Genomic DNA, 25,083 nt, shown 5'->3' on the forward strand with positions numbered 1-25,083 from the left:
CCGCGGGCTTCCGCCCCCTGCCCCGGCGCGGCTATCGTGGCGGTCGTCGTGGAAACGTTCGGCCGCTACGAGCTGCTCCGGAGAATCGCCGTCGGCGGTATGGGGGCCGTCTACCTCGCGAGGCAGAAGGGCCCCGTGGGCTTCCAGAAGCTGCTGGTGCTCAAGCGGCTGTTGCCCCACCTGTCCGAGGACGACGAGTTCATCCAGATGTTCCTCGACGAGGGGCGCATCGCCGCGCACCTCAACCACCCCAACATCGCGCAGATCTACGATTTGGGGGACGTGGACGGGCAGTACTTCATCGCCATGGAGTACGTGCACGGCGAGGCGGTGGGGCCGCTGGGGGTGCGGGCGCAGCAGCGCAAGGTGGTGATTCCCCTGGGGCTCAAGTGCCGCATCATCGCGGACGCGGCCGCGGGGCTGGACGCGGCGCACCACGCGCGCAGCCCGTCCGGACGGAAGCTGGCGCTGATCCACCGGGACGTGTCGCCGCAGAACGTGCTGGTGGGCTTCAACGGCGGCGTGAAGCTCATCGACTTCGGGGTGGCCAAGGCGTCCGGGAAGCTGTCCCAGACGATGGTGGGCACCATCAAGGGCAAGCACGCGTACATGTCCCCGGAGCAGGCGCGGGGCGAGCCGCTGGACCACCGCTCGGACGTGTACGGCCTGGGGACGGTGTTCTACGAGCTGCTGACGCTGACGCGGCTGTTCAAGCGGGACACGGAGCTGGCCACGCTCAAGGCGGTGGTGGGGGCGAAGATTGTCCCGCCGTCGGAGGTGGTGCCGGACATTCCCAAGGCGCTGGACGCGATTGTCCTCAAGGCGCTGGCGCGCAAGCGCGAGGAGCGCTTCTCCACGGCGGGTGAGCTGCAGCTCGCGCTGGAGGAGTTCCTCATGCAGCAGAAGCTGCACGCCATCCCCGCGCACCTCGCCGCGTTCATGCAGGACATGTACGCGGAGGAGCTGGAGGAGGAGCGCTTCGCGGCAGAGCCCACCGTCATCCACTACGACCCGAAGCTCGCGGCGCGGCTCGCGGCCAGTGCGCCGGCGGCCGAGGCGAAGCCCGCGCGGCCGGCTGGTGGCTCGTCTGCCTCGGCGGCGCCGGTGAAGGGGAACTCCTCTGCTTCGGCGTCCCCCGTGCCGGGCCGGACGGTTTCGTCCGCGTCGGCGGCGCCTGTGAAGGCCCCCGGAGGTTCGTCCGCGTCGGCGGCGCCCGTGCCGGGAGCCCAGGGCCGGACGGTTTCGTCCGCGTCGGCGTCACCGGTGAAGGCCCCCGGGGGTTCGTCCGCCGCGGCTTCGCCCGTGCCCGCGGCACATGGCAGGAGCGCGGAAGCGGGCGCACCCGGCCCCGGTTCGCAGGGACGTGCTTCCGCGCCCGCCGCGCCGGCACCTGCCTCGCACGTGCAGGGCAAGGGCGCGGCGGTGGCCAAGGCACCGGCGGCGGCACCGGGCACGAAGCCCGCACCGGCGAAGACCGCACGGCCGGCGGTGGAGGATGCACCTGCCCCCCGGCGCGCACCTCCTCGCGGTGGTGGCCACGGCGAGGGTGAGCGGTAGCAGCCCCGGCTCCAGGTTCCGCCCTGCTGGAGGGACGGGAGCAAGCCCGGTCCCCCGCAGCGTCTGGTGCCTGCCGGAGCGTTCGCCGGAACCCGGCGACCTCCGCTTCATCGTCCAGCGGGACTAGCGGTCCCGGCCGTTGAACTTCATCACCTGCAGGCTGTCGAGCTCCACGCCGTCCAGGCAGCGCACGTTGATGGCGCGCATCTCCTTGCCATCCGGGCCCGTGCCGCGCGCGAAGGAGCGCACGCCGCACGTGGAGCAGAACAGGTGGTGGATGACCTTCTTGTTGAACTGGTAGTCGGTGAGGTCCTTCTCCCCGGACTTCAGCGTGAAGCTCTCCACGGGCACGAAGCTGAGCACCGTCCCCGTCTTCTGGCAGATGGAGCAATTGCACGCCACCGTGGGCTGGGACAGGTCCAGCTTCACGGAGTAGCGGACCTTCCCGCAGTGACAGCCGCCTTCGTAGCTCTTGAGCTCGGTCATGCGCGCATCCTGCCGTCGTCTCCCCGGACCTGCATTGGAGAAATGCGACAAGCCGGCACGGGCCGCTACAGGCTCGCCAGCGCCACCCGGTACAGCGCGCGGTAGCCCATGCGCGGCGCGGGCTCGAAGCGCTCCGCGTTGAAGATGTCCTTCAGCAGCGCCTGCCCCTCCGCCGACGCCTGCAGGCCCAGCAGCGAGGACTCCAGCGTGCTCACCAACTCCGGCGGCAGCCCCATGGCCACGGGCACCCCGTCATTGGGCGCTTCGTCCGTGTAGGCAATCAGCTCGAACCGGCGCCCCGCGCCCGGCCCCAGCACGTCCTCCACGCCCGTGGCGAACGTCAGGCCCGTGGAGGCCGGCGGGCAGAAGACGCTCGCCACGTCCGCCTTGCCGTCCAGCACCGCCTCCAGCGCGCCCCGGTACGAGCCCGTGAATTGCTGCGCGGAGAAGGCCCGCGTGGGCTCGTGCCCCTGCGCCTTGAGGTACGCGGTGGGCAGCAGGTAGCCCGCCACCGAGTCCCGGTCCACCCAGGCCGCCGCGGTGCCCTTCAGTCGCTCCACCGTCAGCCCCGCCCCCGCCCGGCACACCAGCGCCGACCGGTAGGAGGACATGCCCCGGCGCACCCCGCGCACCACCACCCGCACGCCCATCGCCTCCATCCGCGCGCAGACGAAGGGCGGCGCCCAGGCCGCGTCCGCCCGCCCGGACAACAGGTCCTTGGCGAGCGTCTCGTAGCTGGGCGCCACGGACACCTCCACCACCTTGCCCAGGGCCCGCTGGAGGAACGCCGCGAGCCGCTCCGCGCGCTCCCGCGCCGTCTCGTTGCCCAGCGAAGGAGGCAGCCCGAAGCGGAACGAATGCCGGGGGCCGGATGGGACTTGCAGGGTCATGCAGTCCCCTAACTACCCCTCCCTGCCCAGTCGCGCCACTTCGTCGTCAGCCAACCCGAACGTCGCCTGGAGCATGTCCAGGATGCGCTGCTCCGCCAGGCTCGGCTCGCCGCCCGCGTGGGCAATCTTCGTGGCCAGCCGGTAGGCCTTCACCCGCTGAGGGTGCGTGGCCAGCCCGTGCGCCAGCACCTGGAGCCGCTGGGGCAGCCCCTCCGCGGCCAGCGCCACCACCGCCTCGCTGACGAAGTTCTGCGCGCGCTCCGGGCTGACGTTCTCGAAGAGGGGGTCCGCCGCGAAGCTCTCCACCAGCGCCCGGGCCTCCGCCTCCTTCAGCTTCCCGTCCGCGGCGCTCACCAGCACCATGACCTCCGCGAACAGGCGCTCCAGGGGCTCGCCCAGCGCTTCCGCCAGGCTGCCGCCGTTCTCGATGACGTCGATGATTTGCGCCACCTCGTCCTCGGAGATGCCCAGCGCGGCCTGGAACGTCTTCAGGAGGCCCAGCTCGTTGCGCGTGGCCCGCTGGTCCGCCAGCGCCACCGCCGCCGCCAGCCCGAAGGCCAGCATCCGGTTCTTGTGGTCCGGCAGCCTGCGCCGCAGCGAGGCCAGCACCTCTTCCAGGTCGTTCGCCTCGGACAGCCGCGCCGCGCTCGTCTCCACCAGCGCGTTCAGTTCGTCGGGCTTGGTGCCCTCGAACTCCGGCCGCTCCAGCACGCGGCTGAGCAGCGTCTGCATCTCCCGCTGCGACACCCGGCCGTCGGCCATGGCCGCCAGCAGCATCGCCTCCACCAGCGCGCCGTTGCGCTCCTTGCGCGCTTTTACTGCCTGCTCTCGAGCCATGGGCTGGCGCTCCCTTGCGTGTCGTTCGAATCCGTTGTCGGCGCCCCGTCTTCCCGCGCGTGCAGCGGGTCGGGGTTGAGCGTCTTGTCCAGGAGGTGCGACGGCCGCACGTTCATCATCGCGTTGAGCACGCTCTGACGGACGTTCGGAATCTCCTTGCCCAGCTCCTCCACCAGCCGCTGCATCCGCTTGCGCTGGAGGTTCTCCTGCGTGCCGCACAAATCACAGGGGATGATGGGGAACTGCATCAACTCCGCGAACTTCGCGATGTCCTTCTCCGGCGCATAACACAGCGGGCGGATGACCACGTTGCGCCCGTCGTCACTCTTCAGCAGCGGCGGCATCGCCTTGATGGAGCCGGCGAAGAAGAGGTTGAGCAGCAGCGTGTGGATGAGGTCGTCCCGGTGGTGCCCCAGGGCAATCTTGGTGCAGCCCAGCTCCACCGCCGCCGTGTAGAGGATGCCGCGGCGCATCCGCGAGCACACCGAGCACTGCGTCTTCCCGGGAGGCGTCTTCTCCAGGACGATGCTGTAGGTGTCCTCCTTCAGCATCTTGTAGGCATAGCCCTCGCGCTGGAAGTAGCCCTCCAGCTTGTCCGCCGGGAAGCCGGGGTGTCCCTGGTCCAGGTTCACCGCCAGCAGCTCGAACTTCACGGGCGCTCGCCGCTGCAGCTCCCGCAGCAGATGGAGCATCGTGTAGGAGTCCTTACCCCCCGACACGCCCACCATGATGCGGTCCCCCGCCTCGATGAGGCGGTGGTCCGCGATAGCCCGGCCCATGTGGCCAAGCAGACTCTTCTCCAGGCGCTGGACGTCGTTCATCGGCGTGGCCATCCTAGCGGCGGCCCGGGAAAAAACACCTCAAAGGGAAGCCCTGGTCCGCTAGCCTGCCCAGCCCGATGCCGACCTACCCGCAGGGTGCCGTGGACGTGGTGGATTCCGCTGGTGCGCAGAGCGCCACGCGCAAGCTCGAGGAGGCTCGCGAGATTGCCGTGGACCTGGAGGCGGACTCCATGCACGCCTTCCGCGCCCGGCTGTGCTTCCTCCAGCTCGCCACCGACGACGAAGTCTTCCTCTTCGACACCCTCCAGCCCGGGGTGGAGGCCCGCCTGCTCGCCCCGCTGATGGCCGACCCGGCGCGCACCAAGTTCTTCCATGCCGCGCAGGGCGATTTGCAGTTCCTCGCCGAGGCGGGCGTCCGGGTGCAGGGCCTGTTCGATACCCACCGGGCGGCCACGCTGCTGGGCTGGCCCAAGGTGGGCCTGGCCGACGTCGCCCGCGAGCGGCTGGGGGTGGACCTGCCCAAGGAGCACCAGCAGTCCGACTTCTCCATCCGCCCGCTGCCCGCCGCCATGCGCGAGTACATCGCCAACGACGTGCGCTACCTGTGCGAGCTGGGCCGCAACGTCCGCGACGCGTGCCGGGAGGCGGACATCCTGGAAGAGGTGCTGCTGGACTGCGTGCGCCTGTGTGACGAGGCGGTGGCGCGGCCCGACGTGGGCGCGGACTTCAAGCCCAAGCTGCCGCGCAGCGGGCTCAACCCCGCGCAGATGGCCCTGGCCAACGCCATTGCCCACGCGCTGCACCGCAAGCGGCTGGAGTGGGCGGAGAAGGAGAACGTCCCCATGGGGCGCATGCTCTCCAACATGGCGATGGGCGACATCGCCGTGAAGCTGCCCGCCAACCCCCGCGAGCTGGCGCGCATGGCCGGTGTGCGCGGCTCCTTCGTCCGCACCTACGGCGACGAGGTGCTCGGCGTGGTGCGCGAATTGGTGGAGAAGTCGCGCAAGGGGGAGCTGGAGCCCGAGCGCGAGGCCAAGGGGCCCCGGGACGTCAACCGGCGCAAGCGCGAGGACGCCCTCAAGCAGTTCCGCGTGGAGAAGGCCACCGAGCGCAAGGTGACGCCCAGCGTGGTGCTGCCCAACCCCATCCTCGACGTGCTCGCGGGCCGTCCGCCGAAGGACGCGGAGGAGCTGGCCCAGGTGCCCTACTTCGGCGAGAAGCGGCTGCGGCTGTACGGGCCGGCGCTCCTCGAGCTGCTCGCCAAACACCCCGTGCTCAACGGCTGATACCCGCGGTGACACCGTCACCGCAATCTTCTCCCCGCCGGGGTGGAGCCGCCGCTTCGCGTCCACCCGCGTCACGCCTGACACCCGCGCGGGACGCTATCGCCGCGCGGTGGCGAGTGGTGGAATGTCCGCGGTCGCGGGCCGTCGTGTCCCGCGAGCGGAGACCTTCCCGATGCGGCTCGGACACCTCGGCGCGGCCACGTGCCTCCTGACGGCGCTCACCCTCGCCGGCTGCGTGAGCACGCGGCAGGAGCCGCCCTCCCCCACGGCGCGGGCCTCGCCCGTCGCGGCCCGCGAAGCCGCGCCCTCCGCCATGACTTCGGAGGAAGGGCCGCGCGCCCTCGTTCCGCCGACGCTGCGGCTGGACGCGCGGGCCCGCCCGGTGCGGCAGGCGGTGACGCTGGAGCTGGACCCGCGCCGGGAGGCGTTCCGCGGCACGACGGACGTGGAGCTCACCCTGACGGAGGCCACCCGCGAGCTGTGGCTCCATGGCGAGGAGCTCTTCGTGGAGGGCGCCACCCTGGAGGTGAATGGCCGCAAGGTGCCTGTCGCGGCGCTGCCCATGGGGGAGTTCCTCGCCTTCATCACCGACGAGCCGGTGGGCCCCGGCGCCGCGACACTGCACGTGGAGTACACGGGCCGCGCGCTCGCGAACGAGGACTCCGGCATCTTCCGCGAGCAGGACGCCGGGCGCTGGTACGCGATGACGCAGTTCGAGGCGCTGTACGCGCGGCGCGCCTTCCCCTGCTTCGACGAGCCCGGCTTCAAGCTCCCCTGGCAGCTCACCCTGCGCGTGCGCGCGGAGGACAGCGCCTTCTCCAACTCCCCGGTGGAGGCCGAGGAGCGCGGCGAGGACGGCTGGAAGACGGTGCGCTTCCGGCCCACGCCGCCCCTGCCCAGCTACCTCGTGGCCTTCGCGGTGGGTCCCTTCGAGGTGGTGGACGCGGGCAGGGCGGGCCGCAACGCCGTGCCGGTGCGCATGCTGGTGCCGCGGGGCCATGCCGCCGAGGCCGCCTGGGCCGCGCGCGTCACCCCGCCGCTGCTGGAGCGACTGGAGGAGTGGTTCGGCACGCCCTACCCCTTCGCCAAGCTGGACGTGGTGGCCCTGCCCGGCGCGCCGGGCGGCGCCATGGAGCACCCGGGCCTCATCACCTTCGGCGCGCAGTCCATGCTGGGCCCGGTGGAGGGGGACTCGCTGTGGCGCCAGCGCACCTTCGCGGAGACGCAGGCGCACGAGCTGGCGCACCAGTGGTTCGGCAACCTCGTCACCATGGCGTGGTGGGACGACCTGTGGCTCAACGAGTCCTTCGCGGACTGGCTCGCGTACAAGGTCGTCACGCAGTGGCAGCCCGGGTGGCGCTGGGACGTGCGCCGCGTGGAGGCGCGCGGCCAGGCCATGGCGGAGGACCAGCTCGTCAGCGCCCGCAGCATCCGCCAGCCCATTGAGTCCGTCGGCGACATCCACGGCGCCTTCGACGGCATCACCTACGGCAAGGGCGCCGCGGTGCTGGCCATGTTCGAGTCCTGGCTGGGGCCGGACGCCTTCCAGCTCGGCGTGCGCCGCTACCTGCAGACGCATGCGCGCGGCACCGCCACCACCCACGACTTCTTCCGGGCCCTCTCCGCCACCGTGGACAAGGACGTGGGGCCCGCGTTCTCCACCTTCCTGGACCAGCCCGGCGTGCCGCTCGTGTCCATGGAGCTCCAGTGCCCCGAAGGCGCGCCGCCCCAGCTCGCCCTGGCGCAGCGGCGCTACCTGCCGCTGGGCTCTCCCGGCGGGGAGGACGCGACGCCGTGGCAGGTGCCGGTGTGCGTTCGCTACACCGCTGGCGGCACCGGGGGGCGTGCGTGCACGGTGCTCGCGGAGCCCACGGGCACGCTGGTGCTGAAGGAGGCGAAGGCGTGCCCGGAGCAGGTCCACCCCAACGCGGACGGGCGCGGCTACTACCACGCGCTCCTGCGCGGGGACGGGCTGGAGCGGCTGGCGCGCCGGGGCGGCCAGGGCTTGAGCGTCACCGAGCGCCGCGTGCTGATGGACGACGCCCAGGCCCTGGTGGCGAGCGGTGATTTGGACGTGGCCCAGGCGCTCACGCTGGCCACGCGGCTCTTGCGCCCGGAGGACCCGGACCTGGTGACGGGCGCGGTGGGCGTGGTGGGCAGCGTGCGGGACGAGTTCATCCCCGACGCGCTCCTGCCGCACCGCGCGCGCTTCGTGCGCGGCCTCTTCGGCCCGCTCGCGCGCCGGCTGGGCTTCGTGTCTCGCCCGGGCGAGAGCGAGGACCAGCGCATGCTGCGCCCGCTGCTGGTGTGGCTGGTGGCCAACGTGGGCGAGGACGCCGCCCTGCGCGCCGAGGCCCGAAAGCTCGCCCTGCGCTGGCTGGAGGACCGGAGCGTCCTCTCCCTGGACGCGGCCTCCGCCGTGCTCGGCACCGCCGCGGCCGGAGGTGACGCCGCCCTGCACCAGCGCCTGCGCGAGGCCCTGCGCAACACGCCGAGCGGCCGCGAGCGCGAGCTCATCTTCGGCGCGCTGGGCACCTTCAAGGACCCGACGCTCTCCCGCGCCAGCCTGCAGCTGCTGCTGGCCCCGGAGGTGGACGCACGCGAGGCGCTGCCCATCCTCTTCGGCCAGCTCTCCGAGCCCCCCACCCGCGCCGGCGCCTTCGGCTTCCTGCGCGAGCACTTCGAGCCGCTGCGCCAGCGCCTTCCCCGCGACGTCGCCACGTGGCTGTTGGCCACCGGCAGCTTCTTCTGCGACGCCGAGCACCGCCAGCAGGTGGCCGACTTCTTCGGCCCGCACGCGCAGCACATCGAAGGCGGCGAGCGCACCCTGGCGCAGTCGCTGGAGCGCGTGGACCTGTGCATCGCCCAGCGCGCGGCGCTGCGCCCGGGGCTGGAGCGCTTCCTCACGCGCTACTGACAGCCGGTGCAGGAATGTGTGCTCGCGCGGACGCCTCATTTCCCGAGAGGATGGGGGGTGAGCGCTCACAAGGCCCACCGTTGAACACGCACCCCGGGGCCCCCCACTTCCGGTTGCCGACAGGGCGCGCGTGCATAGTTTTGTCCTCCTCGTGGAGGTGCACGCAATGCTGGGAGCCAGGGTGGATGGTGCACGCGCGGACATCTCCCGTTGCATCGCCGCGAGCCTCCAGTGCCAGGCGTCCTGCGAGGAAGGCATGGCGCGAATGGTGGCCCGTGGACAGCCGATGGGCGGCGAGGTGGTACGCCTGCTCCGGCAGTGTGCGGAGCTGTGCGAGCTGAACGTGCGCGCCCTGCAGAAGGAGAGCCGGCTGGCCCGCCGCACCGCCAGCCTGTGCTTCGAGCTGGGCAACCGCGTGGCCCGTACCGCGTGGCTGGACGCGGAGGACCCGGACTCCTACGCGCTCGCCCGCGACGCGCTGCAGCTGGCCCGCGCGTGCAGGCCCCTGCTGTTCGCCCACTGACACTTCCTCAGAGCGTCACGCCGTACAGCGCGCCGTACTTCTCGCGCAGGTAGGCGAGGAAGTCCGCGTCGGTGAGGCCCTTTCCCGTCACGCCCCGCACCAGCTCCTCGGCCGGCAGGCGGAAGCCCTGGCTGTGGACGTTGGCGCGCAGCCAGTCGCGCAGGGGCAAGAGCTCGCCCCGGCGCAGGTGGCCGTGCAGGTCCGGCAGGGCGCGCTCCGCGGCCCGGTAGAGGGACGCGGCGTAGAGGTTGCCCAGCGAGTACGTGGGGAAGTAGCCCAGCTCGCCCCACGCCCAGTGGATGTCCTGGAGCACCCCGCGCGTGTCGTCGGGCGGGACGACGCCCAGGTACTTCTCCATGCGCGCGTTCCACGCCGCGGGCAGGTCCGCCAGCGGCAGCTCGTCGCGCACCAGGAGCAGCTCCAGCTCGTAGCGCAGGGCGATGTGGAGGTTGTACGTCACCTCGTCGGACTCGATGCGGATGAGCGAGGGGCTCACCTCGTTGACGGCCGCGTGGAAGCCCTCCACGTCCACGCCGGACAGGGCGTCCGGGAAGGCGGCGCGCAGCCCTGGGAAGTAGTGCTCCCAGAAGGGCCGGCTCCGGCCGACGATGTTCTCCCAGAGGCGGGACTGGGACTCGTGCAGGCCCATGGAGGGCGCGGCGGCCAGCGGCGTGCGGTAGTGCTCGGGGGCGAAGCCCTGCTCGTACAGGCCGTGGCCCGCCTCGTGGATGGTGCTGAAGATGGCGGACAGCGGGTTGGACTCGTCCACGTGCGTGGTGAGGCGCACGTCCTGCGGGTGCGTGCCCCCGGTGAAGGGGTGGATGCTGATGTCCTGCCGGCCCGCCTCCAGGTCGAAGCCGATGTCCTTCAGGAGCCGCACCGTGAAGGCCCACTGCGCGTCCCTGTCGTACCGGCGCCCGTCGAAGAGGCGGGGCACGGTGCGGCGCGCGGCGGCGAGCTTGCCCACCATGGGGATGAGCTGCTCACGCAGCGCGGCCAGCACCGGGGTGAGCCGCTCCACGCGCATGCCGGGCTCGTGGCCCTCCAGCAGCGCGTCGTAGCGCTCGCCGCCGTGGCCGTAGGCGTCCGCCTGCTCGCGGCGCAGCTCCAGCAGGCGCCCCAGCGCGGGCTGGAAGACGGCGAAGCTCTTTTCCTTTCGCGCCTCGCGCCAGGCGTGGAGGGCGCGGCTCTGGGCCTCGGCGAGGGCCTTCACCAGGGCGGAGGGGACGCGCACCTCGCGCTCCCGCTCGCGGCTGAGCACGCGCACCATGGCGCGCGCGTCCTCCGACAGGCCGTCCTGGGCGGCGGCCTTCGCGAGGGCCTCGCCCAGCCGGGGGTCCACCAGCCGCTCGTGGTGCAGCCCCTGGAGGGTGGAGAGCTGGTGGGCGCGCGCGGGGCCCGCCCTGGCGGGCAGGTACGTCTCCTGGTCCCAGGTGGCCAGGCCGATGAGGCCCTGGAGGTCGCGGAGCTCCTGCATTCGGGAGAGCAGCCAGGTATCCATGCCCGGGATTCTTAGCGCGCTTCGCGGCGGACTTTCGCGGAAGACGCACTCAGGGGTATGAGGGCTGCGCGATGGCCAACGTCCTTCAGTTCTTCATGTCCCCCGACGACGAAGTCGCCTTCTTCCGCTTCCTGGAGCGCTTCACGCTGGAGGTCTACCCGCGGCGCGTCCCCGAGGACTGGCAGACCTTCCGCGCGAGCATGGAGAACATCCCCAAGCTGCCGCCCGAGGACCTCTACATGGTGGCCAGTGATTTGGGCCCCGCCATCGTGGACAAGGTGAAGCGCGGGCCCGACAAGGGCTACTGGCGCATCGACGAGGTGCGCTCGCCCGTCATCTTCATGGAGCGCTCGCGCCCCAACGAGGAGGGAGAGCTGCTCAGCGGCCAGTTCTGGGCGGAGCTGGACATCACCGCGCAGACGGGCCGCAAGAATGCGGCGCCGGACAGGTTCCGGCTCCTGTTCCTGGAGATTGAGGAGTTCGTGAAGAAGACCTACCGCAAGGGCGACCCCAAGGGCTTCTTCGTCGGCCCCAAGGCCGCGCGCCTCTTCAAGGAGGGCCTGGTGCTGCGCGACTCCGCGTTCCGCGGCGGCACGGTGGCGCCCTACAAGTAGAGCGCCACCCGCCCCCGGTGCGGTCGCCGGCTCAGGAGCCGGTGGCCGCTTCCGCCATCTTCCGGAGCATGGGCGCCTCGGAGACGAACTTCAGCTCCGGGTGCTTGTCCTCGGCGTGCTGGAGCGCCCAGTCGTCGCGGAAGAGCACCAGGGGCAGGCCGTCGCGGTCCTGCACCGTCTGACGGTTGCCCTCCCAGTCGAACGACTTCGGGTCGAAGTTGGCGCCCACCACCCAGCGCGCGTGGCTGAAGGGCAGCCGGTCCAGGGCAATCTTCGCCCCGTACTCGTGCTCCAGGCGGTACTGCAGCACCTCGAACTGGAGGGCGCCGACCACGCCGACGATGGGGTCCTTCATGCCCATCTGCAGCTGCTGGAAGATCTGCACCGTGCCCTCTTCCGAGAGCTGCTCCAGCCCCTTCTCCATCTGCTTGCGGCGCAGCGGGTCCTTGGAGCGCACCACCGCGAAGAACTCCGGGCTGAAGCGCGGCACGCCCTCGAACTCCACGTCGGTGCCGCCCTCGGCCAGCGTGTCGCCGATGCGGTACTGCCCCGGGTCGAACAGGCCGATGACGTCCCCGGGCCACGCGTCTTCAATCGCCGTGCGCTCGGCGGCCATGAACTGGCTCGGCTTGGCCAGGCGCACTTCCTTGCCCAGGCGCGAGTGGAAGGCGCTCATGCCCTTCGTGTAGCGGCCGCTGACCACGCGCATGAAGGCGATGCGGTCTCTGTGCGCCGGGTCCATGTTCGCTTGAATCTTGAAGACGAAGCCCGCGAACTTGGGGTTGGTGGGCTCGCGGGGGCCCGTCTTCGTGGGACGCGCGGTGGGCGCGGGCGCCAGGTCCAGGAACTCGTCCAGGAAGGGGCGCACGCCGAAGTTCGTCATCGCGCTGCCGAAGAACATGGGCGACAGCTGTCCCGAGTCGTGCTTCTCGCGGGTGAACTCGTCGCCGCCGATGTCCAGCAGCTCGATGTCGCCGTGGAGCTTCGCCAGCTCGGACTCGGTGAGGACGCTCTTGATTTCGTCCGAGTCGATGGAGACCGAGCGCTCGGCGACCTCCGACTCGCCGTGGGAGCCCTCGGCGGAGAAGATGTGGACGACGCGGGCCTTGCGGTCATAGACGCCGCGGAAGTCCGGCCCCATGCCGATGGGCCAGTTCATCGGGTAGGAGCGGATGCCGAGCACCTGCTCCAGCTCGTCCATGAGGTCCAGGGGCTCACGGCCGTACCGGTCCAGCTTGTTGACGAAGGTGAAGATGGGGATGCCGCGCATGCGGCAGACCTTGAAGAGCTTCTTCGTCTGGGGCTCGACGCCCTTCGCGGCGTCGATGAGCATCACCGCCGAGTCGGCCGCCGCGAGGGTGCGGTAGGTGTCCTCGGAGAAGTCCTGGTGGCCCGGGGTGTCCAGCAGGTTCACCGCATGGTCGCGGTAGACGAACTGGAGGACGGACGACGTCACGGAGATGCCGCGCTCCTTCTCCAGCTCCATCCAGTCAGAGGTGGCGTGGCGGCGCGCGCGCTTGGCCTTCACGCTGCCGGCCAGGTGGATGGCGCCGCCGTAGAGCAGCAGCTTCTCCGTCAGCGTGGTCTTGCCCGCGTCGGGGTGGGAGATGATCGCGAAGGTGCGCCTGCGGGCGACCTCCCTGTCGAGCTCGTTCGTCATGACCCGAGGCCAACTATCACGCGCGGTCTTTCCTTGCAGCCCGCAACGAGCGCCGGGTGCCCAGCCCGGAATCCGGGCGGCAGAGCGGGCCTTTCCCTGGGACGGGGAGCCGCTCGCCTCGCCTGCCCGCCTGCCCTGCTGGACGTGGGCCGGGGCGGGACTGGCGGTTGGCCTTGCGCCGTCCCACCTTCAAGGTAGCCATGGGCACGAAATGGAAGGACAACATCGACGTCGCGGACATGCTGGAGCGGGTGGCGGACCTGCTGGAGGAGCAGGACGCCATGCCCTTCCGGGTGAACGCGTACCGCAAGGCGGCGGCGAGCATCGCGAAGTGGCCGAAGCCGGTGGCGGAGGTGCTCGCCGCGGACGGTGAGGCGGGCCTTCGCGAGCTGCCCGGGGTGGGCAAGAGCATCGCGGCGGCGGTGGCGGAGTGGGTGCGGACCGGGGCGCTGGGACTGCTCGAGCGGCTGGAGTCCGAAGCGTCGCCCGAGCAGCTGCTCGCGAGCGTGCCCGGCATCGGCCCGGAGCTGGCGCACCGCATCCACGCGGAGCTGGGGGTGAGGACGCTGGAGGAGCTGGAGCAGGCGGCGCACGACGGGAGCCTGGAGGGGGTGGAGGGCTTCGGGCCCCGGCGCGGGCAGCAGGTGCGCGAGCTGCTGGCGGCGCGGCTCGGACGTCAGCGGCGCGGGGCGGCGCGACTCCAGGCGGCAGCGGCCCAGGGAGCGCAGCCGGAGATTGGACTGCTGCTGGAGATGGACGAGGAGTACCGGCGGCGCGCGGCGGCGGGAGAGCTGCGGAGGATTGCTCCGCGCCGGTTCAACCCGTCGGGTGAGGCGTGGCTGCCGGTGCTGCGGCGCAAGGTGGAGGGGTGGAACATCCGGGCGCTGTTCTCCAACACGGCGCTGGCGCACCAGCAGGGCACCACGAAGGACTGGGTGGTGCTCTACTTCGACAAAGACGACGAGGAGGGCCAGTGCACCGTCGTCACCGCGCATGGAGGCCCGCTCGACGGCAGGCGCGTGGTGCGCGGGCGGGAAGTGGAGTGCCTCGCGTACTACGGGGTGGAGGCGGAGGAGACGCAGCCGGGGGCGTGAAGCCCCGGAAGTCCAGTGGCAGGCGACACGACATGCCAGCGCGGCTCCGGACAGGTAGGATTCACGTCGATGGCCACCAAGGACGACCTGCTCAAGGACGTGCTCCAGCTTCCTCCCGAGGAGCGCGCCGAGGTCGCGCACAAGCTGCTGCTCAGCCTGGATGAGAGTCCGGACGATGGAAATGCCGAGGCCGAGTGGGCTCCGGAGCTGGAGCGTCGTGCCGAGGACATCCGGCAGGGCCGCGTCAAGACTGTCCCCTGGGAAGAGGTCGAGGCCCGAATCACCGCCCGACTGAAGTCCCGGCGCTGATGCTGCGAATCGAGCTCCACCCCGAAGCCGCTCAGGAAGTGGGCATCGTCGTGGACTGGTACGAGGAGCGACGCGCCGGCCTGGGTGCGGAGTTCTTCGCGGACCTTCAGGCCCACCTGAAGGCCATCGCCTCGAGCCCTCACACCTGGCCGCTCTGGCCGGATGCGCGCGCGAAGCCGCTGGGCATCCGCCGCTTCGTCATGGAGCGGTTTCCCTACGGCCTGCCGTACCTGGTTTTCAACGAGCGGGTGTTCGTCCTGGCGATTGCCCACGCGCGCCGGCGCCCCTCGTACTGGCTGCGACGCGCACCGCGGGACGCGCACTAGCAGGGGCCCGGGCATGCCCGGCCCCCGCCCGTGTCACCGCTCAGTCGTACGTCGCGATGTACTGGAAGATGGCGGCGTAGAACTCCGGCTCGTCGAACGTGTCCGGCCCCACGCCCACGACGTCCAGGTGGTCCTGGGTGATGACGCTGGAGGTGGACGTCATCTGCGCGCTCGTCGGCGCGTTGAGGCTCGTCACCGCGGCGACGGACGTGTCGTTCGTCACCGAGTCGAAGCCGAACGTCGACTCCGAGTAGCGCAGCCGGGTGCCCATCTGCTGCGAGTTGATGCCCACCAGGCCATCGTCATCCGCCTCGTTGCGCACGCCGTCGCCGCAGCCGCCCGCGCCGTCGTTGTCGCCGTCGTTCGCGCAGTACCCGTCCCCGTCGATGTCGAAGAAGAACTCGCTCAACAGGTACAGCGCCGGATTCACGTTGACGCCGTTCTGCGCGGTGATGAGCGACACGTAGCGGCCCGCGTAGCTCGTGCTCACCGGGTACTTGTCGTTGAACGCCTTCATGCCCGTGGTGACGCCGTCCGTGGCCGAGTAGTCGTTGTAGACGAGCTGCTTGGCGCCCGCGAACGCGTCATTGCCCGCCCGGTAGACGACGTTGCCGTAGTACTCCGCCAGCGCGGCGACGACGCTCGTCACGCCCGGCTTCAGGTCCAGGATGTACTTCGCCACCGGCGAGCCCCGGTGCGGCGAGGACACACTCACCAGCACCGCCACCGCCGTGACGCCGCGCCGCTCGCGCAGCACCCGCGCCGCCTTGCGCGCGTCGATGCCACCCTGCGAGTGGCCGATGAGGTTCACCTTCGCCGCGCCCGACGTCGCCATGAAGCCCTCGATGTCGTTCGCCAGGTCCAGCCCCCGCACCTCCGAGGACTGGAACGGTGCCACCTGCGCCACGAAGGACTTCTGACCCGCGTCGATGTCCTCGTTGCAGTCCGTCTCGAAGAGCGCGTCGCACGCGTCCCCCACGAACATGCCGTAGTCGTCGCCCCAGTAGTCGTAGCCGAGCAGGTCGTCGAACCCGCCCATGCCGTGGGCGAACACCACCGGGTACGTCGTCTTCGCCGCACCCGCGCGGGCCTCGGGCGCAAGCCCGAGCACTCCCGCGCACACCGCTGTCACGAGGACCGCCTGAAGCCTCTTCATCACCGGCTCCTTCACGCTGCTGAGGGGGGGTTTGGAACAGCTGCGACTCCCGGATTGCCAGGGAGAGCAGCGCAACCCTCGCACGGTTGACATTCGAGTCAACGGGTCGAAGCACACCCCCAGTCCAGGTCGTCCGCCCCCATACAGAAGGGGGCGGACAGAGGCCTCGGGGCGCGCGCTCAGAGCGCGGGCGTGTACAGCTCCGTGGAGGTGAGGGCGCCGCTCGTACCCAGGCCGCCGCAGACGAGCACGCGGCCGGAGCCCGGCAGCTTCGCCACGCCCGCGCTCGTCAGCGGCGTGGACAGCGAGCCCGCGGGGGTCCACAGGCCGGTGCCCTGGTCATACACCTCCGAGGAGTCCAGGAGGCCCACGCTGGTGCCGCCGTCGCCGCCCAGCACCAGCACGCGGCCGGAGGGCTCCAGCAGCGTGGCCATGGGCCCGTAGCGCGCGACGGACATGGACGCCACCGAGGACCACTGGCCGGTGTACGGGTCATACAACTCGGCGGTGGCCACGGCGCCCCGCCCGCTCCAGCCGCCCACCACCAGCACCTTGCCGTCGCGCAGCGGCACCGCCGCGTGCCCGTACCGCGTGGCCGCCATGGAGCCCGTGGCGGCCCACGTGTCGGAGGCCGGGTCATACAGCTCCGCCGTGGCCGTGTCCCCGTCCGGGGTGGTGCCACCCACCACCAGCACCTTGCCGGACTGCAGCAGCGTGGCGGTGTGGTTGAGCCGCTTGAGGCTCATGCTCGGCGCGGCGCGCCACGTGCCGGCCGTCGCGTCGTACAGCTCCGCGGTGTTGAGGAGGCTGCTGAAGCTGGAGCTCATCCGCCCGCCCACCACCAGCACCTGCCCCGAGTTCAGCAGCGTCGCCGTGTGACGCGAGCGCGGGGTGGCCAGCGCGCCGGTGGGCGCCCAGACATGCGTCGTCGGGTCATACAGCTCCGCGGAGGAGAGGAAGAGGGACGAGCTGCCCTGCCCTCCCGCCACCAGCACCTTGCCGGAGGGCAGCTTCGTGCCGCTGTGCAGGAAGCGCGGCGTCACGAGCGTGCCCGCCGCCACCCACGTCCCCGTGTGCTCGTCGTAGAGCTCGGCGCCCATGAGCGCGCTGTTGCCGGTGGCCGTGCCGCCCGCCACCAGCACCTGGCCGGAGTCCAGCGTGGTGATGGATTGGTGGTAGCGCGCCGCCGTCATGGCGCCCGTCAGCCGCCAGGGCGGCGTCTGCGGGGTGTAGCGCTCGGCGCTCGCGGTGGCCGGCCCGCCGTCAGGACGGCCTCCGGCGACGAGCAGGTCGCCGGTGTTCAGCAGCGTGGCCGTGTGGCCGAGCCGGCTCGTCCCCATGGAGTACGTGGTGAACCACCGGCTGCTGGTCGGCTCGTACAGCGCCACGCTCTGGAGGTACGGCTCGCCGCCGTCGGTGCCGCCGGTGACGAGCACCTCGCCCGAGTGCAGCAGCGTGGCGGTGTGCATCGCCCGCTCCATGGGCAGGAAGCTGACGGTGGGCGTCCACGTGCCGGTGGCCGGGTCATACAGCTCGGAGGTGCGCGTGGCGGTGAACTCATCCACCAGTCCGCCCGCCACCAGCACCTTGCCGGACAACAGCAGCGTCGCGGTGTGGCCGGAGCGCACGCCGCTCATGGGCGCCGTCGTCGTCCACAGGCCCGTGGCCGGGTCATACACCTCCGCGGTCCGCAGGAAGGTGCCGCCCGGGCGATTGCGCCCGCCCGTCACCAGCACCTTCCCGGACGGCAGCGTCGTCGCGGTGTGGCCCACGCGCGACGTGGAGAGGCTGCCCGTCACCGCCCACGTGCCCGTCGCCACGTCGTACAGCCGCGCGGTGGCCAGCCCGCCGCCCGTGCCATTCTCACCGCCCGCCACCAGCACCTTCCCGGTGTTCAGCAGCGTCGCGGTGTGGCCGGAGCGCAGCGAGTCCAGGCTGCCCGTGGCCGTCCACAGGCCCGTGGCCGGGTCATACGATTCGGCGGTGCCGGTGGAGGACGCGCCGGAGTCGCCGCCCACCACGAGCACCTTCCCGGACGGCAGCAGCGTCGCGGTGTGGCGGCGGCGCGCGGCCACCATCGAGCCCACGTTGGACCACAGTCCAAGCTTCGCATCGTACAATTCCGCGCTCGCTGTCTGGCCACCGGCCACCAGCACCCGGCCCGAGCGCAGCAACGTCGCGGTGTGGTCCACACGCTGCGTGGACATGCTCGCCACCGCCGACCAGGTCGTTCCGTTCAGCTCAGCGTTCTCGACTTCCAGATTATCCAGCGACTCTGCAAAATCCTCGTGTGAACAGCCCGCCATGGCGAGCGTCATCACGAGCGCGGCCATGCGGCCGAACCCAGCAGGGCAATTCATGGGGAGGAGTCCTTTTTTCCGACTTGAGGGGGGAGGTGGGCGGGGGCCCACGTTCTGCCGCCTTTACTCCACCCCGTGCTCGGGAGGCCATTGCACCCGCCGAAAGTGAACACTCCACCGGGTGGGGTCGTAGACACCCAGCCCCATGGGGCAGGCAGGCAGGCGGGCGGGCGGCCCGGGCTAGCTGCTGGCGGACGTGTAGTGGCCGATGGAGCGCAGCCACACCCTGCGGGCCACCCAGGCGAAGGCGGCCGAGCCCCCCACGGCGCCGAAGAGCGCATGCAGTGGCAGGCGCCCCAGCATGGCCTCGGCGGGGAAGGTGGTCATCAGCGCCAGCGGGATGACGTACGTGAAGAAAATCGTCAGCGCGCCCTTGGCCACGCCCTGGAAGACGGAGGACGGCCAGCGCGCGAAGTCGAAGATGGACGTGAAGAGGTACGTGAGGTTGTCCACGCGCACGACGAAGAAGGCCGCGCTCACCGTCAGAATCCACAGCGAGTAGAGCAGCAGCGTGCTGGTGCCCAGCAGCAGCACCGACGCCAGCACGCCCGTCACCGACGGCCCGTGCCCCAGCTTCGCGAAGGCGTAGACGAACAGCCCCAGCCCGGTGAGCACGTTGAAGGCGCGCCAGGGCAGGAAGCGCTGGGTGGACACGAGGAACTGCGCGTCCGCGGGCTTGAGCAGCACGAAGTCCAGCGTGCCCTTGCGGATGTGGTCCACCACGCCGGTGAGGCTGGGGTTGATGGCGCCCTCGAGGATGCCCTGCAGCAGGGTGAACCAGCCCACCACCAGCAGCGCCTCGCCGAAGCCCCAGCCCTCCACCACGGGCCGCTCGCCGTAGACGACGAACAGCGGCGCCAGCGCGGTGAAGGTCCAGAAGAGGGACGTAAGCCCCTCCGTGAAGAAGTCCGCGCGGTACTGGAGCGCCAGCAGCCCGGACGCCTTGAGCTGGATGCCCAGCAGTCGCCAATAGCGCCGCACCATGCCCCTACCCTCCAAACGCCGCGAAGCGCTTCACGCCCTGCTTCCACACGACCGCGGTGAGCACGCCCAGCGCCGCCACCCAGGCCCACTGCGCGCCCAACAGCATCAGCGCCTCGCGCCAGCCGTGCGCGCCCGTCATCAGCTCCACCGGCAGGCCCATCTGGTAGCGGAAGGGCAGCCAGTTGATGAGGGTGCGCAGCCCCGCGGGCAGCAATTCCACCGGGTACATGTACCCGGAGCAGACGAAGAACAGGACGAGCCACACCTCCATCACCTTCTGGCTGCTGCCCAGAAAGAAGCTCAGCGCGCCGATGGCGACGTTGGCCAGGAAGGTGATGGCCCACCCGCCCAGCACCGCCACCACGAAGAGGCCCCACTGCCACGCGTGCTGGGGCACCGCCTTGCTGCCCACCAGCACCACGGCGAGCACCGTCACCGGCACCGCCACCATCAGGCGCATGGGGAAGCCGGCGATGTTCTCCGCCGCGTAGGCCCACAGCGGGGAGATGGGGCGCAACAGGCGCATGGACAGCGTCCCCTGCCGCACCTCCCAGTTGATGAGCCACGCGGCCCAGGAGCTGGTGAGCTGGCGCACCGCGAAGGTGGCGAGGAAGTAGCCCACGAAGTCCGCCTGGCCGAAGCGGCCCACCGGCGCGTTGCGGGCCACCGCCATCCACAGCACCATGTTGACCAGCGGCATGGTGGTGGACAGCACCCAGATGAGCATCTCCGCGCGGTAGGCCACCGCCTCGGCGAAGCCGACCTTGAGCAGCGTGGGCATGGCGCGCATCGTGTTGCGAAAGCTCATGCCGGCACCGACGCGCCCGCCGGAGTCTCGTGGGCCGCCGCCTCGCGGCGGGCCTTGTTCTCCGCGAACAGCTCGCTCATCACCTCTTCCAGCGGCGCGTTCTCCACCGTGAGGTCCGTCACCGGCAGCCCCGCCAGCGCGCGGCTGATGGTGGCGTTGACGGCCTCCTGGCGCACCTGGAGCACCGCGGTGCCGGCCTCGTGCGTCACCACCTTGCCGCCCAGCGGGGCTAGGCGCGCGGCGTCCACCTGCTCGGACAGCCGCAGCACCACGCGCTTCTCCGGGCGGATGCGCTGCACCAGCGCGTCCAGGCTGCCGTCATAGGACAAGAGGCCCTTGTCGATGACGATGACCCGGGGGCACAGCGCCGCCACGTCGTCCATGTAGTGGCTGGTGAGGATGAGCGTGGCGCCGTACTTCTCGTTGTAGTCCTTGATGAACGTCCGCATGGTGGCCTGCATGGACACGTCCAGGCCGATGGTGGGCTCGTCGAGGAACAACACGCGGGGGCGGTGGATGAGCGCCGCGGCCAATTCGCACTTCATCCGCTCGCCCAGGGAGAGCTGCCGGGTGGGCTTGCCGATGAGGTCCCCGATGTCGAGCAGGGCAATCAGCTCCTCCATCGTCTGCTTGTACTGGGCGGCGGGCACGTCGTAGATGGCGCGGTTGAGCTCGAAGGTCTCCGCGGGAGGAAGGTCCCAGAGGAGCTGCTGCTTCTGCCCCATGACGAGCATGATTTTCTTGAGGAAGGCCTCCTCCCGGAGCCGCGGCACGTGGCCGTCCACCGACACCTCGCCTTCGGAGGGGTGGAGCAGCCCGGACAGCACCTTGAGCGTCGTCGTCTTTCCGGCGCCGTTGGGGCCCAGGAAGCCCACGCGCTCGCCCGGACGGATGTCGAAGGAGATACCGTCCACGGCCTTCACCGTGGTGTAGGTCCGGTGGACGAGCGAGCGAAGGGCCGCCTTCAGGCCCGGTGGCCGCTTGTGGACTTTGTAGTGCTTGCGCAGGCCGCGGACGGAAATCATGTGGGACCAGGGTTTAACGCGGTCGCCCCCGGGTGGCGACCTTCCCGTTGAAGCCTTGGCGGGATGACAACGGATTGACGTGGCCGCCCCCGGGTGGCGCGCCACGGTGTGAAGGTGCCGGCGGGATGAGCAACGCGTACAGCAAGGACCTGGAGCGGTGGATGCCGAGGCTCATCGCCGTGTGGCGCGCCTCGCGCGGCAGGGGCGAAGGGCCGGAGACGCGCCTCACGCCGCAGGAGGTGAAGGAGGTGGGCGCGGGCGTCCGCCAGCTCTCGCTCGGCCTGACGCGGGAGCGGCAGCTCGCCGGCGCCCGGTACATGGATGACCCGCGCCTGCTCGGCGCCTACCTGCTCTTCTACTGGCCGGTGTCCTACGCCCAGGCGCGGCAGGTGCTGGGCGAGCTACCCAATCGTCCCCGGCAGGTGCTCGATTTGGGCAGCGGCCCGGGCCCGGTGGCCTTCGCGGCCCTGGACGCGGGCGCGGGCGAGGTGACGGCCGCGGACCGCAGCAAGGCGGCCCTCAACCTCGCGCGCAGTCTGGCCACCGAGGCCGGCGAGGCGCTGGCCACGCGCGACTGGGACCCGACGAAGAAGGGCGCGGCGCTGCCGGAGGGCAACTTCGACCTGATTACGATGGGCCACGTCATCAACGAGCTGTACGGCACCGGGGATTCGGCCACGGCCCCGCGCGCGGCGCTGCTGGAGGCGGCGCTGGCGAAGGTGAAGCGCGGCGGCAGCCTGCTCGTCATGGAGCCCGCGCTGCGCGAGACGAGCCGCGGCCTGCTCCACGTGCGCGACGCCATGGTGGAGCGCGGCTACGCGGTGCGCGCGCCGTGCATGTACCGGGGCGCGTGCCCCGCCCTGGTGAAGGAGACGGACTGGTGCCACGCCGAGCGGCCCTGGCCCATGCCCAAGGTGGTGGAGGAGATTGCGCGCGCGGCGAGCCTGCACAAGGAGGCGCTCAAGATGAGCTACCTCGTGCTGGCGCCCAAGGGCGAGGCGTGGCCGGAGCTGCCGCCCGGAAGGCTGTTCCGCATCGTCTCCGAGCCGCTGGAGGGCAAGGGGCGCAAGCGCTACATCGGCTGCGGCCCCGAGGGGCGCGTGGGCCTGGCGATGCAGGAGCGGCACCGCAACGAGCGCAACGAGCGCTTCATGCAGCTCCACCGCGGGGACGTCATCTCGGTGACGGAGACGGAGCCCAAGGGCGACGGGCTCGCGCTGGATGACCGGACCGAGGTGCGGATGGTGGCGCCCGCGGGCAAGGGCGTGCCGCCTCCGCCGCCGAAGGAGGACGCGCCGAAGAGCCCGGGAACCAGCCCGAGCCCGGGCGCGCCCTCCTGAGACTGTCCCGGCCCCTGTCTCCACGGGCCCGGGGCCCTTCTTCCGGACGCTACGGCCGCACGTCGGCGTAGCCGCCGGTGAGCACGTCCCGCATGTGGCGGAACGCGTGCACGCTGTCCTTCATCGCGCTCCACGCGCCCTGGGCGAGGACGGCGGCCTGCACGCGCACGAGCCGCAGCCGGGGCTCGCGAGCCGGGGTGACGCGCGCCTTCGGGGGGTTCATCAGGGAGGCGATGTTCATGGGACGCTCCGGGGGTTGGGAGTCCACGGAAGTGTCCACGTCGCCCGCAAAGTCAGCGTTGCGGCCGGGCAACTTCGCCGTCACATCCAGCCCGAGGGGCTGGAGGGCGAGCGGGCCAGCGTCCACTGACGGACGTCTCCCTGCCCTCGGGGCGGAGCCGCCGCGGAGGTGAAGGGGTGTCTGGCGGACGGGGGCGCTCTGGTACGGTGAAGGCAAAGCCCCCTATCCGTGAGAAGCGAGTCCCGTGTCCGCCTCTTCCAAGCCGTTGCGTACGCTGTACCCGCCCCTGGAGCCCTACCGCACCGGGCGACTGCGCGTGTCATCGCTCCACGAGGTGTACTTCGAGGAGTGTGGCAACCCGCACGGCAAGCCGGTGGTCTTCGTCCACGGCGGCCCGGGCGGCGGGACGGACCCGCGGCAGCGGCGCTTCTTCGACCCGGAGGCGTACCGCATCGTCCTCTTCGACCAGCGCGGCTGCGGGAAGAGCACCCCGCACGCGAGCCTGGAGGACAACACCACCTGGGACCTCGTCGCCGACATGGAGCGGCTGCGCGAGCACCTGGGCATCGACCGGTGGCAGCTCTTCGGCGGCTCGTGGGGCAGCACGCTGGCGCTGGCCTACGCGCAGACGCACCCCGAGCGCGTCACGGAGCTGGTGCTGCGCGGCATCTTCCTGCTGCGCCAGCGGGAGATTGACTGGTTCTACCAGCGCGGCGCGGACGCCCTCTTCCCGGATGCATGGGAGCACTACCTCGCGCCCATTCCCCCCGAGGAGCGCGGCGATTTGCTCTCCGCCTACGCGCGCCGGCTGATGGGCGGCGACACGAAGGCGCAGCAGGAGGCCGCGCGCGCGTGGAGCGTGTGGGAGGGCCGCACGAGCTGCCTGTACCCCAACGCGGAGCTGGTGGCGCGCAACGCCGGGGACACCTTCGCCCTCGCCTTCGCGCGCATCGAGTGCCACTACTTCGTCAACAAGGGCTTCTTGCGCAGCGACACGCAACTGCTCGACGACGTGCACCGCATCCGCCACATCCCCGCGGTCATCGTCCAGGGGAGATACGACGTGGTGTGTCCGCCGGAGAGCGCCTGGGCGCTGCACAAGGCGTGGCCGGAGGCGGAGCTCGTCATCGTCCCGGACGCGGGCCACTCCGCCAACGAGCCCGGCAACACGTCCGCGCTGGTGGAGGCCACGGACCGCTTCAGGGCGCGGTAGCCACGGGCCTTCCACGCCACGCCCAGCCGGCGGCGGGCCCACAGCACCACCGCCACCGGCATCAGCACCTCGAACGCGATGGCCGCCACGAAGCTGGCGACGACGCCGGCATCCACTCCCGAAGCCGGGGCCATGCGGGCCCCCTCCCTGGGTCACCGGGTCTACCTCAGCCAGATGCGCGTCACCACGAAAGGCACGTCCGCCGGCGTACGGTCGATGCCGAAGAAGTGGTCGAACTGGGACTCGACGACGAACGCGTCGCCGTCATGCAGCGCCACCGTGGTGGGGTTGTCCAGGCCGGTGGCCAGCAACGTCACCGCGGCCGTGTCACCGGACAGGTCCAGGCGCAGGAACTTGCCATTGTCGTTGTCCACCACCAGCAGCACGCCCGGAGTCAGGAAGACGATGCCATCCGGCAGGCCGATGGGCGCATTCGTCGTGAGGCGCGTCGCCGTGCCGGCCGAGCCGTCCGCGTAGATGCCGATGCGGAACAACTCCCCGCTGTCGTACTTCGCGACGTAGAGCGAGCCGCCCTGCCATGCCACGCCGTTGAGGCCGGGGTAGCCCGGAGGCGCGAGGAAGCGCGCGTCCGTTGCCCACGCCTCCAGCGCCGAGCCACCGCGCTTCAGCCGGCGCACCACGCCCAGGTACGAGTCGGTGACGTACACGTTGCCCGCCGCGTCCAGCGCGACGTCGTTGCACCCGCCCCCGAGCGGCAGCGGCCAGGCCCCGCGCGCCGCGCCCGTGCGCGAGTCATATGCCCGGAGATTGTCGGGCGTGGCCTGCGTCAGGTCCAGCTCGCACAGCCACAGCGTCCGCGTGGCGTCCTCCACCTTCATGCCGGCCACGGCCCGGCCGTTGGCGGGAATGAACGGCTCCATGACGGGCAGGCCCGGCCTCTGCCGCACCACCTGCCCGGTGGAATAGCTGCCCACGTAGAACGTGCCGTCCGCCGCGTGCGCCACGCCCTCGGGGAAGAAGTCCCTGCTGAAGATGCGCAGCTTGTCCGGGAACCTGGGCCGCTCCGTGGCGAGCGACGCCTCGACGGCTCCCGAGGGCTTCGCGGCCCGTGCCTCCTGCACGGAACCCGGCGTCACCTCCGCGGTACAGCCGAGCAACGAGCACACCACCGCCATTGCGGCCCGACGCCACACGAAGCCCTTCATGTCCGGTC

General features: G+C 71.2%; 23 protein-coding genes. 10 read left to right on the top strand and 13 right to left on the bottom strand.

Annotation, left to right across the window (positions count from 1 at the left end):
• The first annotated feature begins 36 nt into the window (after positions 1-36).
• The gene (locus tag ACX9TP_RS38470) at positions 37-1,557 is read left to right on the top strand and encodes a serine/threonine protein kinase (protein WP_482975648.1); all 1,521 of its coding nucleotides are present in this window, start codon (positions 37-39) and stop codon (positions 1,555-1,557) included.
• A gap of 123 nt (positions 1,558-1,680) precedes the next feature.
• On the opposite strand, the gene ACX9TP_RS38475 is transcribed toward ACX9TP_RS38470, so the two are convergent.
• The 4 genes from ACX9TP_RS38475 to ttcA form a co-directional block, all read right to left on the bottom strand.
• Positions 1,681-2,043, bottom strand: a complete 363-nt coding sequence (locus ACX9TP_RS38475) for a GFA family protein (RefSeq protein WP_482975649.1) — start codon at positions 2,041-2,043, stop codon at positions 1,681-1,683.
• Positions 2,044-2,108: 65 nt separating this feature from the next.
• The gene (locus ACX9TP_RS38480; protein ID WP_482975650.1) at positions 2,109-2,933 is read right to left on the bottom strand and encodes a phosphate/phosphite/phosphonate ABC transporter substrate-binding protein; all 825 of its coding nucleotides are present in this window, start codon (positions 2,931-2,933) and stop codon (positions 2,109-2,111) included.
• Between the two features lie 12 nt (positions 2,934-2,945).
• A complete protein-coding gene (locus ACX9TP_RS38485; RefSeq protein WP_482975651.1) occupies positions 2,946-3,770 on the bottom strand; it encodes a TerB family tellurite resistance protein in 825 nt (274 codons plus the stop codon).
• Positions 3,749-4,603 carry a tRNA 2-thiocytidine(32) synthetase TtcA gene (gene ttcA, locus ACX9TP_RS38490; protein ID WP_482975652.1) on the bottom strand — a complete coding sequence of 285 codons (855 nt, stop codon included), beginning with the start codon at positions 4,601-4,603 and terminating at the stop codon, positions 3,749-3,751. Before ttcA ends, ACX9TP_RS38485 begins: the two co-directional genes overlap by 22 nt.
• Positions 4,604-4,668: 65 nt before the next feature.
• On the opposite strand from ttcA, the gene ACX9TP_RS38495 reads away from it, so the two are divergent.
• From ACX9TP_RS38495 to ACX9TP_RS38505, 3 genes are all read left to right on the top strand, one after another.
• On the top strand, positions 4,669-5,838 hold the full coding sequence (locus tag ACX9TP_RS38495; protein WP_482975653.1) for a ribonuclease D: 1,170 nt from the start codon (positions 4,669-4,671) through the stop codon (positions 5,836-5,838).
• Between the two features lie 172 nt (positions 5,839-6,010).
• Positions 6,011-8,755, top strand: coding sequence for a M1 family metallopeptidase (locus ACX9TP_RS38500; RefSeq protein ID WP_482975654.1), 2,745 nt, complete (start codon positions 6,011-6,013; stop codon positions 8,753-8,755).
• Positions 8,756-8,921: 166 nt separating this feature from the next.
• Complete coding sequence (locus tag ACX9TP_RS38505; protein ID WP_163998050.1) at positions 8,922-9,278, top strand: four-helix bundle copper-binding protein; 357 nt, start codon at positions 8,922-8,924, stop codon at positions 9,276-9,278.
• Between the two features lie 7 nt (positions 9,279-9,285).
• On the opposite strand, the gene ACX9TP_RS38510 is transcribed toward ACX9TP_RS38505, so the two are convergent.
• On the bottom strand, positions 9,286-10,779 hold the full coding sequence (locus tag ACX9TP_RS38510) for a carboxypeptidase M32 (RefSeq protein WP_482975655.1): 1,494 nt from the start codon (positions 10,777-10,779) through the stop codon (positions 9,286-9,288).
• Between the two features lie 71 nt (positions 10,780-10,850).
• On the opposite strand from ACX9TP_RS38510, the gene ACX9TP_RS38515 reads away from it, so the two are divergent.
• Positions 10,851-11,393: a hypothetical protein gene (locus ACX9TP_RS38515; RefSeq protein ID WP_482975656.1), complete on the top strand. Its 543-nt coding sequence runs from the start codon at positions 10,851-10,853 to the stop codon at positions 11,391-11,393.
• Positions 11,394-11,424: 31 nt separating this feature from the next.
• Here ACX9TP_RS38515 and ACX9TP_RS38520 read toward each other — a convergent pair whose 3' ends face one another.
• Positions 11,425-13,053, bottom strand: a complete 1,629-nt coding sequence (locus ACX9TP_RS38520) for a peptide chain release factor 3 (protein ID WP_482975657.1) — start codon at positions 13,051-13,053, stop codon at positions 11,425-11,427.
• Between the two features lie 200 nt (positions 13,054-13,253).
• Between ACX9TP_RS38520 and ACX9TP_RS38525 the strand changes: the two genes are divergently transcribed.
• The 3 genes from ACX9TP_RS38525 (at position 13,254) to ACX9TP_RS38535 (ending at position 14,782) form a co-directional block, all read left to right on the top strand.
• Positions 13,254-14,147 carry a helix-hairpin-helix domain-containing protein gene (locus tag ACX9TP_RS38525; protein ID WP_482975658.1) on the top strand — a complete coding sequence of 298 codons (894 nt, stop codon included), beginning with the start codon at positions 13,254-13,256 and terminating at the stop codon, positions 14,145-14,147.
• Between the two features lie 69 nt (positions 14,148-14,216).
• On the top strand, positions 14,217-14,456 hold the full coding sequence (locus tag ACX9TP_RS38530; RefSeq protein WP_482975659.1) for an addiction module protein: 240 nt from the start codon (positions 14,217-14,219) through the stop codon (positions 14,454-14,456).
• Complete coding sequence (locus ACX9TP_RS38535; RefSeq protein ID WP_482975660.1) at positions 14,456-14,782, top strand: type II toxin-antitoxin system RelE/ParE family toxin; 327 nt, start codon at positions 14,456-14,458, stop codon at positions 14,780-14,782. Before ACX9TP_RS38530 ends, ACX9TP_RS38535 begins: the two co-directional genes overlap by 1 nt.
• A gap of 40 nt (positions 14,783-14,822) precedes the next feature.
• Here the strand turns inward: ACX9TP_RS38535 and ACX9TP_RS38540 are convergent, their stop codons facing one another.
• The 5 genes from ACX9TP_RS38540 to ACX9TP_RS38560 form a co-directional block, all read right to left on the bottom strand.
• Positions 14,823-15,938: an esterase/lipase family protein gene (locus tag ACX9TP_RS38540; protein WP_482975661.1), complete on the bottom strand. Its 1,116-nt coding sequence runs from the start codon at positions 15,936-15,938 to the stop codon at positions 14,823-14,825.
• A 179-nt stretch (positions 15,939-16,117) separates the two neighbouring features.
• A complete protein-coding gene (locus tag ACX9TP_RS38545) occupies positions 16,118-18,298 on the bottom strand; it encodes a Kelch repeat-containing protein (RefSeq protein WP_482975662.1) in 2,181 nt (726 codons plus the stop codon).
• 180 nt (positions 18,299-18,478) lie between these two features.
• Positions 18,479-19,282 (bottom strand): ABC transporter permease, encoded by an 804-nt coding sequence (locus ACX9TP_RS38550; protein ID WP_482975663.1) that lies wholly within the window; start codon positions 19,280-19,282, stop codon positions 18,479-18,481.
• A 4-nt stretch (positions 19,283-19,286) separates the two neighbouring features.
• Entirely contained in the window at positions 19,287-20,090 is an 804-nt protein-coding gene (locus ACX9TP_RS38555; protein ID WP_482975664.1) for an ABC transporter permease, read from the bottom strand.
• The gene (locus ACX9TP_RS38560; protein WP_482975665.1) at positions 20,087-21,115 is read right to left on the bottom strand and encodes an ABC transporter ATP-binding protein; all 1,029 of its coding nucleotides are present in this window, start codon (positions 21,113-21,115) and stop codon (positions 20,087-20,089) included. The genes ACX9TP_RS38555 and ACX9TP_RS38560 overlap by 4 nt, the downstream gene beginning before the upstream one ends.
• Positions 21,116-21,240: 125 nt before the next feature.
• Between ACX9TP_RS38560 and ACX9TP_RS38565 the strand changes: the two genes are divergently transcribed.
• Positions 21,241-22,455, top strand: a complete 1,215-nt coding sequence (locus ACX9TP_RS38565; protein WP_482975666.1) for a small ribosomal subunit Rsm22 family protein — start codon at positions 21,241-21,243, stop codon at positions 22,453-22,455.
• A gap of 49 nt (positions 22,456-22,504) precedes the next feature.
• On the opposite strand, the gene ACX9TP_RS38570 is transcribed toward ACX9TP_RS38565, so the two are convergent.
• Entirely contained in the window at positions 22,505-22,696 is a 192-nt protein-coding gene (locus ACX9TP_RS38570) for a hypothetical protein (RefSeq protein ID WP_482975667.1), read from the bottom strand.
• Between the two features lie 244 nt (positions 22,697-22,940).
• On the opposite strand from ACX9TP_RS38570, the gene pip reads away from it, so the two are divergent.
• Positions 22,941-23,909 (top strand): prolyl aminopeptidase, encoded by a 969-nt coding sequence (gene pip / locus ACX9TP_RS38575; protein ID WP_482975668.1) that lies wholly within the window; start codon positions 22,941-22,943, stop codon positions 23,907-23,909.
• 161 nt (positions 23,910-24,070) lie between these two features.
• Here pip and ACX9TP_RS38580 read toward each other — a convergent pair whose 3' ends face one another.
• Positions 24,071-25,075, bottom strand: a complete 1,005-nt coding sequence (locus ACX9TP_RS38580) for an SMP-30/gluconolactonase/LRE family protein (protein WP_482975669.1) — start codon at positions 25,073-25,075, stop codon at positions 24,071-24,073.
• Between the last annotated feature and the right edge of the window lie 8 nt (positions 25,076-25,083).

Source organism: Pyxidicoccus sp. M15, assembly GCF_056858435.1.

Bases quoted from the DNA above. Each gene is read 5' to 3' on its own strand.
- ACX9TP_RS38495 (WP_482975653.1), top strand. From the start codon at position 4,669: ATGCCGACCTACCCGCAGGGTGCCGTGGACGTGGTGGATTCCGCTGGT.
- ACX9TP_RS38480 (WP_482975650.1), bottom strand. From the start codon at position 2,933: ATGACCCTGCAAGTCCCATCCGGCCCCCGGCATTCGTTCCGCTTCGGG.
- ACX9TP_RS38475 (WP_482975649.1), bottom strand. From the start codon at position 2,043: ATGACCGAGCTCAAGAGCTACGAAGGCGGCTGTCACTGCGGGAAGGTC.
- ACX9TP_RS38540 (WP_482975661.1), bottom strand. From the start codon at position 15,938: ATGAAGAGGCTTCAGGCGGTCCTCGTGACAGCGGTGTGCGCGGGAGTG.
- ttcA (WP_482975652.1), bottom strand. From the start codon at position 4,603: ATGGCCACGCCGATGAACGACGTCCAGCGCCTGGAGAAGAGTCTGCTT.
- ACX9TP_RS38530 (WP_482975659.1), top strand. From the start codon at position 14,217: ATGGCCACCAAGGACGACCTGCTCAAGGACGTGCTCCAGCTTCCTCCC.
- ACX9TP_RS38485 (WP_482975651.1), bottom strand. From the start codon at position 3,770: ATGGCTCGAGAGCAGGCAGTAAAAGCGCGCAAGGAGCGCAACGGCGCG.
- ACX9TP_RS38580 (WP_482975669.1), bottom strand. From the start codon at position 25,075: ATGAAGGGCTTCGTGTGGCGTCGGGCCGCAATGGCGGTGGTGTGCTCG.
- ACX9TP_RS38550 (WP_482975663.1), bottom strand. From the start codon at position 19,282: ATGGTGCGGCGCTATTGGCGACTGCTGGGCATCCAGCTCAAGGCGTCC.
- ACX9TP_RS38565 (WP_482975666.1), top strand. From the start codon at position 21,241: ATGAGCAACGCGTACAGCAAGGACCTGGAGCGGTGGATGCCGAGGCTC.
- ACX9TP_RS38525 (WP_482975658.1), top strand. From the start codon at position 13,254: ATGGGCACGAAATGGAAGGACAACATCGACGTCGCGGACATGCTGGAG.
- ACX9TP_RS38500 (WP_482975654.1), top strand. From the start codon at position 6,011: ATGCGGCTCGGACACCTCGGCGCGGCCACGTGCCTCCTGACGGCGCTC.
- ACX9TP_RS38505 (WP_163998050.1), top strand. From the start codon at position 8,922: ATGCTGGGAGCCAGGGTGGATGGTGCACGCGCGGACATCTCCCGTTGC.
- ACX9TP_RS38545 (WP_482975662.1), bottom strand. From the start codon at position 18,298: ATGAATTGCCCTGCTGGGTTCGGCCGCATGGCCGCGCTCGTGATGACG.
- ACX9TP_RS38510 (WP_482975655.1), bottom strand. From the start codon at position 10,779: ATGGATACCTGGCTGCTCTCCCGAATGCAGGAGCTCCGCGACCTCCAG.
- ACX9TP_RS38520 (WP_482975657.1), bottom strand. From the start codon at position 13,053: ATGACGAACGAGCTCGACAGGGAGGTCGCCCGCAGGCGCACCTTCGCG.
- ACX9TP_RS38515 (WP_482975656.1), top strand. From the start codon at position 10,851: ATGGCCAACGTCCTTCAGTTCTTCATGTCCCCCGACGACGAAGTCGCC.
- ACX9TP_RS38570 (WP_482975667.1), bottom strand. From the start codon at position 22,696: ATGAACATCGCCTCCCTGATGAACCCCCCGAAGGCGCGCGTCACCCCG.
- ACX9TP_RS38555 (WP_482975664.1), bottom strand. From the start codon at position 20,090: ATGAGCTTTCGCAACACGATGCGCGCCATGCCCACGCTGCTCAAGGTC.
- ACX9TP_RS38560 (WP_482975665.1), bottom strand. From the start codon at position 21,115: ATGATTTCCGTCCGCGGCCTGCGCAAGCACTACAAAGTCCACAAGCGG.
- ACX9TP_RS38535 (WP_482975660.1), top strand. From the start codon at position 14,456: ATGCTGCGAATCGAGCTCCACCCCGAAGCCGCTCAGGAAGTGGGCATC.